12 protein-coding genes and 1 pseudogene are annotated in these 11,923 nt (G+C 32.7%); 12 read left to right on the forward strand and 1 reads right to left on the reverse strand.

The window, feature by feature from the left end:
* The first annotated feature begins 51 nt into the window (after window positions 1–51).
* The 9 genes from ABJM36_RS07855 to ABJM36_RS07895 all read left to right on the forward strand — a co-directional run bounded on the left by ABJM36_RS07855 (window position 52) and on the right by ABJM36_RS07895 (window position 9,396).
* Window positions 52–1,827, forward strand: coding sequence for a BatD family protein (locus ABJM36_RS07855; protein ID WP_348450897.1), 1,776 nt, complete (start codon window positions 52–54; stop codon window positions 1,825–1,827).
* A 1-nt stretch (window position 1,828) separates the two neighbouring features.
* On the forward strand, window positions 1,829–2,587 hold the full coding sequence (locus tag ABJM36_RS07860) for a tetratricopeptide repeat protein (protein ID WP_348450898.1): 759 nt from the start codon (window positions 1,829–1,831) through the stop codon (window positions 2,585–2,587).
* A gap of 121 nt (window positions 2,588–2,708) precedes the next feature.
* Window positions 2,709–2,954 (forward strand): hypothetical protein, encoded by a 246-nt coding sequence (locus tag ABJM36_RS07865; protein ID WP_348450899.1) that lies wholly within the window; start codon window positions 2,709–2,711, stop codon window positions 2,952–2,954.
* A gap of 93 nt (window positions 2,955–3,047) precedes the next feature.
* Window positions 3,048–4,640 (forward strand): SulP family inorganic anion transporter, encoded by a 1,593-nt coding sequence (locus ABJM36_RS07870; RefSeq protein ID WP_348450900.1) that lies wholly within the window; start codon window positions 3,048–3,050, stop codon window positions 4,638–4,640.
* Between the two features lie 5 nt (window positions 4,641–4,645).
* On the forward strand, window positions 4,646–5,467 hold the full coding sequence (locus tag ABJM36_RS07875) for a universal stress protein (RefSeq protein ID WP_348450901.1): 822 nt from the start codon (window positions 4,646–4,648) through the stop codon (window positions 5,465–5,467).
* Window positions 5,468–5,488: 21 nt separating this feature from the next.
* A complete protein-coding gene (locus ABJM36_RS07880; protein WP_348450902.1) occupies window positions 5,489–6,115 on the forward strand; it encodes a carbonic anhydrase family protein in 627 nt (208 codons plus the stop codon).
* Window positions 6,116–6,124: 9 nt separating this feature from the next.
* Window positions 6,125–6,808, forward strand: a complete 684-nt coding sequence (locus tag ABJM36_RS07885; RefSeq protein ID WP_348450903.1) for a DUF2490 domain-containing protein — start codon at window positions 6,125–6,127, stop codon at window positions 6,806–6,808.
* 99 nt (window positions 6,809–6,907) lie between these two features.
* The gene (locus ABJM36_RS07890; protein ID WP_348450904.1) at window positions 6,908–8,770 is read left to right on the forward strand and encodes a SulP family inorganic anion transporter; all 1,863 of its coding nucleotides are present in this window, start codon (window positions 6,908–6,910) and stop codon (window positions 8,768–8,770) included.
* Window positions 8,770–9,396, forward strand: a complete 627-nt coding sequence (locus ABJM36_RS07895) for a carbonic anhydrase (RefSeq protein WP_348450905.1) — start codon at window positions 8,770–8,772, stop codon at window positions 9,394–9,396. The genes ABJM36_RS07890 and ABJM36_RS07895 overlap by 1 nt, the downstream gene beginning before the upstream one ends.
* Before the next feature lie 44 nt (window positions 9,397–9,440).
* On the opposite strand, the gene ABJM36_RS07900 is transcribed toward ABJM36_RS07895, so the two are convergent.
* Complete coding sequence (locus ABJM36_RS07900; RefSeq protein WP_348450906.1) at window positions 9,441–9,965, reverse strand: CvpA family protein; 525 nt, start codon at window positions 9,963–9,965, stop codon at window positions 9,441–9,443.
* Between the two features lie 75 nt (window positions 9,966–10,040).
* Between ABJM36_RS07900 and ABJM36_RS07905 the strand changes: the two genes are divergently transcribed.
* The 3 genes and pseudogenes from ABJM36_RS07905 to ABJM36_RS07915 form a co-directional block, all read left to right on the forward strand.
* Window positions 10,041–10,397: a hypothetical protein gene (locus ABJM36_RS07905; RefSeq protein WP_348450907.1), complete on the forward strand. Its 357-nt coding sequence runs from the start codon at window positions 10,041–10,043 to the stop codon at window positions 10,395–10,397.
* A gap of 175 nt (window positions 10,398–10,572) precedes the next feature.
* Window positions 10,573–11,592, forward strand: a complete 1,020-nt coding sequence (pheS, locus tag ABJM36_RS07910; RefSeq protein ID WP_348450908.1) for a phenylalanine--tRNA ligase subunit alpha — start codon at window positions 10,573–10,575, stop codon at window positions 11,590–11,592.
* Between the two features lie 169 nt (window positions 11,593–11,761).
* Window positions 11,762–11,923: pseudogene (locus ABJM36_RS07915) on the forward strand (transcriptional regulator); the annotation flags it as partial.

Here is an 11,923-nt window from a genome sequence, read left to right on the forward strand (position 1 = left end):
CGACAAGAAATTATAATTCTTGTAAGTGAAAATGAAAGTTGAAAAAGAATCATGCAGTTAATAAAACACACATTAGTATTATTTTTTATACTTACTTCAAGTATTGCAACCGCACAGGTGAAATTTGATGCTAAGCCTAGTAAAACCAAATTAGGGGTTAACGAGCGCTTACGAATTGATTTTGAAATGAATCAAGATGGCGATAACTTTAATCCACCAAATTTTAATGGTTTTACAGTTGTTGGTGGTCCTAATCAATCTGTAAGTAATTCGTGGATTAATGGTAAACGATCTTTTAAAAAAACATACACCTACTTTTTAGCACCTAAAAAGCGTGGAAATTTTACTATTGCTCAAGCTACTATTTCCATTGAGGGTGAAACATATAAAACAACACCTTTAAATATTGAGGTAACGGCTGCAGTCGATATTCCTAAAGATCCTAACGATCCTAATTATTTGGCATCGGAAAACATACATTTGGTTGCCGAAATATCAAAAACAAACCCATACCTTAATGAAGCTATTACAGTAGTTTATAAGCTTTATGTGTCTCCTAAAATAGCTGTCGATAATTGGAATGAAATTGATTCACCAAGGTACAACGATTTTTGGAGTCAGAATATAAATACTCAAGGTCAAAAAGTTCAAAATGGAACATATAAGGGTGAAAATTATCGTTATTTGGTGTTAAGAAAAACGGTATTATATCCTCAAAAAACAGGAAAATTAAATATCGAACCATTAACCTTAGATCTTTCTATGCGTGTACCGTCAAACAGACGTGACATCTTTGGTAGTTTATTAATGACTCGGGTAAATAGAACCGTTTCGGCTGGTAACCAAACCATTAATGTAAAGGGATTGCCTGAAGCAGGTAAACCAGCAGATTTTACTGGTGCTGTTGGCGATTTTAAACTTAATGTGTCCTCTTCTAAAACGGAATTAGATGCTACAGAATCATTATTGTTAAAAGTAAAGGTGTCTGGTAACGGAAACTTAAAACTTTTTAAACTTCCTAAAATATCGCTACCAAGTTCTCTAGAAGTATACGAGCCAGAGCATAATGAGGATGTTACAACCAATTTATTGGGTATGCAAGGAAGTATTTCTGATAGTTATACTGTGGTGCCTCAATTTAAAGGTAAGTATCCTATACCAAGTATTTCATTTTCGTATTTCGATTTGAAATCTAAAAGCTACAAGAGGCTAACATCAGACGAAATTGTTATTAATGTCTTAAACGGACCATCTAACAATTCAGTATCATCTAATACTAATCAGGCTACCAACAGTAATAAACAAGCTGTAGTTTTAAATAATGATCAGTTTGCTTTTATAAAAACAAAAACTAACTTTTCTGCTATAAAGCCAGAGTACTTTTTTAAGACAAGCACATTTTGGAGCCTACTTCTTATACCGTTTTTGGCAATTCCATTGGCTATTTTAATTCGCAAAAAGAAGGCGATAAGAGATGCCGATGTGTCTGGTAATAAAATTAGAAAAGCCAATAAGCTTGCTCGTAAATATTTAAGTCATGCTAAAAAGGCCTTAGGTAAAAAAGAAGCTTTTTATATTGCTTTAGAAAAAGCATTACATAATTACCTAAAAGCAAAGTTACAGATTGAAACAAATGAACTTAGCAAGGATAAAATTAAGAGTTTGTTAGCTGGAAAAGGCGTTGAGGATACGGTTATTAAAGACTTTGAAGGGATTTTAGAAAGTTGTGAGTTAGCCCGATATACGCCTATAGATATTGTTACTATGCAAGAAGATTATGATAAGGCAGCAAAAACAATTTCATTAATCGATAAACAAGCACGTTAATATGAAAAAGATATTATACATACTATCGCTTTTGTTGAGTTTTGGAATTTTTGCACAAAACCAAACAGTATTCGAAAAAGCAAATAACTTATATAACCAAGGTAAATATGCTGAAGCTATAGATAATTATAGTATGATTTTAGACACCGAAAAGCATTCGGCTGAATTATACTTTAATTTGGCAAATGCGCATTATAAACTTAATAATATTGCGCCAAGTATATTTTATTATGAAAAAGCATTACAATTAAAACCAAATGATGCTGATATAAAAAACAATATAGCTTTTGCTAGAAATATGACGATTGATGCTATTGATGTGGTCCCTGATGCAGGATTCTCAAAATTATTAAACACCACCACCAATAAATTGTCGTTTGATGCCTGGGCGCAAGCATCAGTGGTTTTAGTATTTTGTTTTGTAGTGTTGTTTTTAGTGTATTATTTTGCGTATTCCACTCTAAATAAGCGTTTAGCATTTATTGGTAGTATAGTGGCTTTAATATTCGTTTTTATAACATTAGCTTTTGCTTTTCATAAGTTTAATTTAGATAAAATGGATAACCCTGCTATTATTTTTGCTCAAGAAAGTAAGGTAAAAAGCGATCCTAATACAAGAAGTGAGGAGTCTTTTAGACTGCATGAAGGAACTAAAGTTCAAATTGTTGAATCCTATAGTGGTTGGAATAAAATAGAGCTTTCTGATGGTAAAACGGGATGGGTAAACTCTGAAGATTTAAAGCTATTAAAGGCTTTGTAGATTATAGTTTTAATGAAAATTTAACACTATTAAATAGGGATATGTGTTATATTTGCGCTTTATTTTTTTGATGAAAAAACAAATTACAGCAACATTCTTCATAGTTTTATTTATGGGTCTCATGTCAGCCCCATCTGTCATTGCTGTTTTAGACGATTCTGTTGATACATCAATATTTTATTCTTTAGCTGAAGAAGAGGAAAGTGGTAAGGCAAAAAATGTATTATCTCCATTTTCTTTAGAAAATAACGATTATTTAAGTAGTATTGAGTTTAAAAACCTTCAGAAGTTCGGGTATTATTTTAAAAATTACCCTAAACCACATCTCAATTTAATTTCCCCTCCCCCCGATTTAAACATAATTTAATTTCGTTTTCAGGCCTTTACTGTACAGGTCTAATTATTAAGTTTAATCGCTTTTGGTTTTAAAATATTCTAACCAAAAGGAAAATTATTATGTATGTTTAAGAGTATTAAGAACGACTTACCAGCGAGTATAGTTGTGTTTTTTGTTGCATTGCCATTATGTTTAGGTATTGCATTAGCGAGTGGAGCGCCATTATTTTCGGGTGTTATTGCAGGTATTATAGGAGGTGTTGTTGTTGGAGCTTTAAGTGGGTCTAAATTAGGTGTTAGTGGTCCTGCAGCAGGTTTAGCAGCTATTGTTTTAACTGCTATTGTTAGCTTAGGAAGCTATGAGAATTTTTTAGTAGCGGTTGTTTTAGCTGGAATTATTCAAATTATTTTTGGTGTTTTAAAGGCTGGAGTTATTGGGTATTATTTTCCATCATCCGTAATTAAAGGGATGTTAACCGGTATTGGAATAATTATTATTTTAAAACAAATCCCTCACTTTTTTGGTTATGATGCTGAGTTAGAAGGAGCCGATAGTTTTATAGAAAGCTCTGGTGAAAATACTTTTTCTGCTTTGTTAAATATATCCGACCATCTTATATTAGGTTCACTAATAATTGGACTTTTAGGTTTAGGGATTATTTTATTTTGGGATAAAGTATTATCAAAAAAAGCTAAAATTTTTCAAATTATTCAAGGACCTTTTGTAGCTGTTGTAGTGGGTGTTGTTTATTTTGGACTAACCCAAGATAGCGACACATTAAATATTGCATCATCTCACCTAGTAAGTGTTCCAATTCCTGAAGATTTTGATTCTTTTTTAGGACAATTTAGCTTCCCTAATTTTGCATCTATTGTAAATCCAGATGTTTGGGTGGTAGCATTTACAATTGCTTTAGTGGCTAGTTTAGAGACCTTATTAAGTGTTGAGGCTACAGATAAATTAGATCCTCATAAAAATGTAACACCAACCAATCGCGAATTATTAGCTCAAGGAACGGGTAATATAGTTTCTGGATTAGTAGGAGGATTGCCAATTACACAGGTAATTGTTAGAAGTTCGGCAAATATTCAGTCCGGAGGGCTTTCTAAAATGTCTACTATTATACATGGTTTCTTATTATTAATTTCGGTAGTTGTTATTCCTAAATTACTAAACATGATTCCATTGTCTGTGTTGGCTGCAATCTTACTTGTAGTTGGTTACAAATTAGCGAAACCAGGTTTGTTTGTTAAAATGTATAAAATGGGATGGAAACAATTTGTTCCGTTTGTAGTAACTGTTTTAGGTATTGTTTTTATCGATTTACTTTGGGGTATTGGTTTAGGTCTTGCTGTTGGTGTTGTGGTTATTCTTTTAAAGAGTTACCAAAACTCACACTTCCTTCATATAGAAGATAAAAGTAATGGTAAGCATAAAATTAAAATGACTTTAGCCGAAGAGGTTACTTTCTTTAACAAAGGGGCTATACTTAAAGAATTAGATAGTTTACCATTAGAATCGTATTTAGAAATTGACTTAATTAAAACCAGGTTTTTAGATAACGATATTATTGAAATTCTAGAAGATTTTCTTTTTAAGGCAAAAGAAAGGAATATTGATATTAAGCTAGTTTCTAAACGTGGAATTGTAGAAAATCCATCGAGTTTTATTAGATTCTTTAATGAAAGACCAAAATCAAGTTTAAGCTTAAGTTAAAACCTATGAAAGTAATTAAGCATAAAATATTGGTTCTTTCAGATTTAAAAAAACATACCGACAGTACTATAAAAAGTGCTGTTGGTTTGGCAAAGATGATTGATGCTGAGGTTGATGTTTTTCACGTAAAAAAACCAACTGATGTTGTAGCTAGCGATAGTCAACTGTCTGCCATTCGAACCATAAATCAGGATCAAAACGAATCAAAAAATAAAATTCAAGAACTTATAAATCCAATTATTGGAGCTTATAATATAGGTATTTCATTTAATTACAGTTTAGGTAATGTAAAGTCTGAAATTGAATCTTATATTAGAGAAACAAAACCGGATGTTATTGTATTAGGAAGACGAAATACAAAGGTTTTAAAATTAGCAGGCGATCATATTACCGATTTTGTTTTAAAAACACACAACGGACCAGTTATGATAGTTTCAAGTAATAACGGGATAGCTCCAGAAACCGATTTGCATATTGGTTTGCTTAATGGGCAGACTCAAGTCTTTAATCAAGATTTTACAAGTAATTTGTTCGCCAAGGCAAAAACACCTTTAAAATCGTTTAATATTGTAAATAGTGCAAACACAGCAGTTATAGAAGTGGAGAAATCTACCAATAAGGCTATCGATTTTGTGTTTGAAAAAAACGATAACACTATTAAAAATATAGATCAATATTTAAGTAAAAATAAGGTTAACTTGTTGTTTATTAACCGCTCTAGTAATAAAGGAGCTGCAATGAAAAACGAGTCGGAAATAAAACAAATAATCAATAATGTAAACGTGTCGTTGTTTATTACTAGTAATACGCAAAAACAAGCCGTTTAACAATTAATAAAATAATATATTATGAAAGCACATACTAAAGAAACGCAGTCTACAATGACGCCAGGAAAAGCAATTCAATTCTTAAAAGAAGGGAATCAAAGGTTTCAAAATAATTTAAAAGCTAATAGAAATCTTTTAGAACAAGTTAATGATACTAGCGAAGGGCAATTTCCTTTTGCAACCATTTTAAGTTGTATTGATTCTAGAGTTTCAGCAGAATTAGTTTTCGATCAAGGATTAGGTGATGTATTTAGTGTTCGTATTGCAGGTAATTTTGTAAATGAAGATATTTTAGGAAGCATGGAATTTGCATGTAAACTAGCAGGAACAAAAGTAATTGTTGTATTAGGTCATACAAGTTGTGGTGCGGTTAAAGGTGCTTGTGATGATGCTAAATTAGGGAATTTAACGGCTATGTTAAGTAAAATAAAGCCTGCAGTAACAGCGGTTTCAGAACCTGCTGATGTTAGTTTAAGGAATTCTAAAAATTTAGATTTTGTTGATAACGTTTCTAAAAAGAACGTGGAATTAACTATAGATAGAATACATGCTGAGAGTCCAGTATTATCGGAAATGGAAAAACAAGGAGAAATAAAAATTGTAGGCGCTATGTATGATATAAATACAGGAGCAGTAAATTTTTATTAAAAACCATTTATGATAGTTAAAAATCTTAAAAAGAATATAAATTTAGTAGTACTAGCAGCTTTGTTGGTACTACCTAAATTTATTAATGCACAGGAAAGCGATTTTGGAAATTGGCTAATTTATATCGGTAATAAAAAAATAAATTCGAAATGGAACATCCATAACGAAGTACAGTATAGAAACTATAATGCTGTTGGTGATTTAGAACAACTACTTTTACGTACAGGTTTAGGGTATACCTTTAACGACAATAAAAACAATGTTTTGTTAGGTTATGGTTATATTTTATCTGAAAACTATATTAATGATACCGATGAGAAAATCTCTGTTAACGAACATCGGATTTTTCAGCAATTTACATCCAAACAAAGTGTTGGGAGTGTAAAATTAAATCACAGATATCGTTTTGAGCAACGTTTTGTAGAGGATGATTTTAAAATGAGGTTCAGGTATTTTTTAGGAATAAACATTCCATTTTGTGCTAAAGCAGATAACCCAAGTAAATTATACTTTTCTGCTTATAATGAGATATTTTTAAATACAAAATCGTCCGTTTTTGATAGAAATCGGGTTTATGGAGGCTTAGGGTATAACCTCAATAAAAACATACGGATTGAAGCTGGGTATATGAACCAGTTTTTTGAAACGACAGGTAGAGATCAATTGAATATTATAACCTTTGTTAACTTTTAAAAAGGGAATTAAAAAAAAATCAATACCTAAGGTGTTGATTTTTTTTTTGTCTAAAGAAGAGTTAACTTAGTTAGCTGAACTAAAAACTAAAAACTAAATATGAAAGATTTATTTTCTAATATTAAGGGAGATGCTTTTGGCGGAATCACAGCAGGTATTGTTGCGTTGCCGTTGGCATTAGCTTTTGGGGTTTCCTCTGGTTTAGGTCCAACAGCTGGACTATACGGCGCCATTTTTATAAGTTTCTTTGCAGCACTTTTTGGAGGTACGAGTACTCAAATTTCTGGGCCTACTGCACCAATGACGGCGGTGAGTATGGTTGTTATTTCTGGTATTATAGCAACTAATGATGGCGATGTAACAAAAGCGTTACCAGTTATTTTAACGGTATTTTTAATTGCTGGCTTAATGCAAGTTGGTTTAGGTGTTTTAGGTTTAGGAAAATATATAAGATACATTCCTTATCCTGTAGTTTCAGGATTTATGACGGCTATTGGCGTTATTATTCTATTAACTCAAATATTGCCTTCGTTAGGTTATTATCCTAAAGAAGACATGGAGTTTGTTAATACTTTTAAGCCGCAAGCACAAGAAGTGATTTTAGAAAATATTTTAAAAGAAGAAGCTGGTGAGGGTATTTTGGTTCTTGAAAATTTTAAAGAAACCGTTAGTCGAGCAAACGAAATTTCGCAAGAAGCTATTTTAAAAGAATCTCAAACCTTAGCAGCAAAAGAAACTTCAGGAGCTTTAGGTGCTGTAAAAGCAATTCCAAGAGCACTACAAAGTATTAATTGGCTTGAGTTGATTTTGGCCTTAGGAACGATATTCATTATTTATGGTTTTAAACGAATTACCAAAGCCGTGCCAAGTACTCTTGTAGCTTTAATTGTCATGTCGGGTATTGCTGTTGGTTTTGGTTTAAATTACAGGCCTATTGAAGAAATTCCTAGTGGATTGCCTGTTCCTAATTTAGAAATATTTACAAGTTTTAGTTTAGCTAATATTACGCCTTATATTTTTACTGCTTTAACTTTAGCGTTATTAGGTGCTATAGACTCCTTACTTACTAGTGTGGTGGCAGATAATATGACCAAAACCAAACACAAGCCTAATAAAGAGCTTGTAGGTCAGGGTATTGGTAATAGTATAGCTGCCGTATTTGGTGGGCTTCCGGGCGCAGGTGCGACAATTAGAACGGTTGTTAATATTACCTCTGGTGGAAAAACAAAGTTATCTGGAATGATAGCTGGTATTATGTTATTAATTATCCTTTTAGGTCTAGGGCCTGTAGCGTCCCAAATTCCTGCTGCTGTATTAGCAGGAATATTAATTACTGTAGGTATAGGTGTTATGGATTATAAGGGATTAAAGGCTATTCCTGCTTTGCCTAAGGATATGAAAATAGGACCATTAAAAATGAGTTCGGAAGTGTTAATAATGATCGTTGTTTTATTACTATCTACATTCTGGAATCTAGTTTACGCAGTAGGCATAGGACTAGTTATTGCATCTTTAATGTTTATGAAAAAAATTGGAGATTTAACTGCAGAACGTTCAGATGTCAAAGCGCTTAAGGAAGAAGCTTGGGATGATGAAATAGGATTTCCTTCAAATTTAAAAGAAGAAGTTTTTATTAAACATCTAAAAGGACCGTTGTTTTTTGGTTCAACTAGTGATTTTCAGGTGCTAACGCAACAAATTCCAAACACTGCAAAAACGGTTGTTTTAAGGTTAGGGCGTATGCAGTATATGGATCAGTCTGGATTGTATGCTATGGAAGACATGCTTCAGGAGTTAAATAAAAATAATATGAAAGTATTATTTGTTGGTTTATTAAAGCAGCCAAAGTATATGATGGAACGCATCGATATTATCCCAGATATGGTACCAAAAGAACATATATTTAGTACTTTTAAGGAATGTATGACTTGGATAAAACAAAACGTTAAAGACGAAATTTAATGAATTTAAAAAAAGTTTTTAAAAACAACGAAGCGTGGATTAAAAAGCAATTGGCAACTTCCGAAAGCTATTTTGAGGACTTAGGAAAAGGTCAAACCCCAGAGTTATTATATATTGGTTGTAGTGATAGCCGTGTAACTGCCGAAGATTTAATGGGGCTTGGTCCGGGTGAAGCCTTTGTGCATAGAAACATAGCAAATATGGTTTCTGGAATAGATTTAAATGCCATGAGTGTGGTGGAATATGCGGTGTCTCATTTAAAAGTAAACCATGTGGTAGTTTGCGGTCATTACGGCTGCGGTGGTGTAAAAGCAGCAATGCAATCTGCAGATTTAGGCGTGCTTAATGGCTGGTTACGTAATATTCGCGATGTGTATAGAATTCATAAGTTAGAATTAAATGCTATTACAGATCAAGAAAAAAAATATGAAAGACTAGTTGAGCTTAACGTTAAAGAACAGTGTGTTAACCTTATTAAAACAGCTGCAGTTCAAAAAGCTTATAGAGATAGAGATTTACAAGTACACGGTTGGGTTTTCGATATTCATACCGGTAAACTCATCGATTTAAAAATAGATTTCGAAAAGTATTTACATGATATTATGGAAATCTATCATCTAGATTAATCAAATAGGTTTAATATAAAAGCTACTTTAAAAAGTGGCTTTTTTTATGCTTCATGTTCTAAGGTGTTATCTTCCTTCAAGTCTTCATTAGGAGTCAAAATATTCGGGAAGATTAATGGTACCAAGCTTTTTACTGGATTGTAAAGCACGGTGCTATCTATGTTTTCTTCATCTATAAATGTTATGGTATTATTCATTTTATCAAAAACATTCAAAAGAACACTTAAAATTAAAGCTATTTTCAAGGCTCCAAAAATGCCGCCAGCCAATTTGTTAATTATTCCTAAGGCAGCAAAGTCAGCGAGTTTAGTTAGTGCTTTTCCAGCTAGTCCAATTGCTAAAACTATAATAACAAAGGTTATAGCAAAGGCAACAATATTAATGGTTTTTTCCTCCCATACTGTTTTGGTTTGCAAAAAATCGGCAGCAAAGTTGCTAAAATGTATAGCGCCATAAACACCGGCTACTAATGCAATTAATGAGGCTACTTCAACAAAAAGTCCTTTCATAAAACCACGAACAAGACCAAATAAAATTAATGCACCTAAAACAATATCAATAACACTCATATTTAAAGTAATTTAAAACAAATATAAAATAATACTAACACTTAGGTTTATTAACTTTGCCACTTTCAAATTATTATGGCTAGAGACGAACAATTAAAAGAACGCTGGGAATTGGTGGTAAAAAAACTATCCAATCAATTTGCCGATGGGGACACCCTAGATCTTGATGCGATTATTTATTTAATAGGTGTGCAAGAACTTGGGCAATTAGAACGTGACTTTAAAAAAGACCAAAAACTAGACCTCATGCATATTGCTATATGCAAATTACTTGTGCCTTATGGGTATTATGAACTCGATTTTGTCGATAATGATGGTTGGCCGCATTATAAAACGTTGGCAGAATTACCGCATTTAAAAGCCGGCGAGCAAAGCGTTTTAATGAAAGAGGCTATAGTAAACTACTTTATGGAAACGGAATATATTAATTAAATTGGGTTACTTCGAGTGATTTTTATTCCTTTAAAAATTCTATCGAGAAGTAAGGCGTTACCGCAAGGGTCGGGCTTTCACTACTCGCTCTCTGCGAGGAGCTCAAACAAACCGTTCAATCCCTAACGCAATTCACGTAAAAAATAGTAAATTTGCCATCATTTTGTAATAGGTCATGATAGATAAGATAAACCAACTCATAGCAGAAGCCGAAGCTTTTAAGGCACAATCAAAAGACGAGGTAGAAGCATTTCGTATAAAATATTTAGGTAAAAAAGGATTACTAAACGACTTTTTTGCTGAGTTTAAAAATGTAGCAAACGACCAGAAGAAAGAATTTGGTCAAACTATAAATAAGCTTAAAAAAACAGCCGAAGATAAGGTTAATGCTCTTAAAGAAGAGCTAGAAAGCAAAGAAGAAGTAAAAGGTGTTTATGGCGATTTATCGCGTCCAGGCGAGCCCATTCAAATAGGAGCAAGGCACCCTATTTCAATTGTAAAAAATCAAATTATCGATATCTTTTCACGCATTGGTTTTAATGTAAGTGAAGGTCCAGAAATAGAAGACGATTGGCATAACTTTACAGCATTAAACTTGCCAGAATATCATCCGGCAAGAGATATGCAGGATACTTTTTTTATTCAAACAGATCCAGATATTTTATTACGTACGCACACCAGTTCGGTACAAGTACGTTATATGGAAAACAATAAACCACCTATTAGAACCATTTCTCCTGGTAGAGTATATCGTAATGAAGCTATTTCGGCACGTTCACACTGTTTCTTTCACCAAGTTGAAGGATTATATATAGATAAAGATGTAAGTTTTGCAGACCTAAAGCAAACACTACAATACTTTACAACAGAAATGTTTGGTAAATCCAAGATACGTTTACGTCCGTCTTACTTTCCATTTACAGAGCCTAGTGCAGAGGTAGATGTGTATTGGGGACTAGAAACAGAAACCGATTATAAAATTACCAAAGGAACAGGTTGGTTAGAAATTATGGGTTGTGGTATGGTAGATCCGAATGTTTTAGAAAACTGTGGTATCGACTCTAAAGAATATTCTGGTTTTGCATTTGGTATGGGAATAGACAGAATTGCCATGTTACTAAATCAAATTAGCGATATTCGCTTGTTAAGTGAAAATGATGTACGCTTCTTAGAGCAGTTTAAATCTGTGCTATAAACAACAAGAAAATATATAAAAAAAGCCGACTGTTAACAGTCGGCTTTTTTATTTAACAATAAATTAACTTCGTTTAGTTCGGTTTGTTCCGAACTAACTTGTAATTTTGTTTATCGTTTTACTGAGAATGATTTATTTGTTTTCAGAAAACAGGAAAAAACAATTAAAAATGAAAGATAATATCTGCAAAGAAAAAATGGCTTTGGTTGAAAAACTAGGAGTGCATTTAGAAAACAGAGAGCAAATAGCTCCTGTAGCAGCACGTATTTTGGCTTACATTATTCTAACTGGTAAAAGTGGAGCTACTTTTGAAGACATGGTGAGTGTGCTT

Origin of the sequence: Algibacter sp., assembly GCF_039977455.1 — a bacterium.
Lineage (GTDB): Bacteria > Bacteroidota > Bacteroidia > Flavobacteriales > Flavobacteriaceae > Algibacter_B.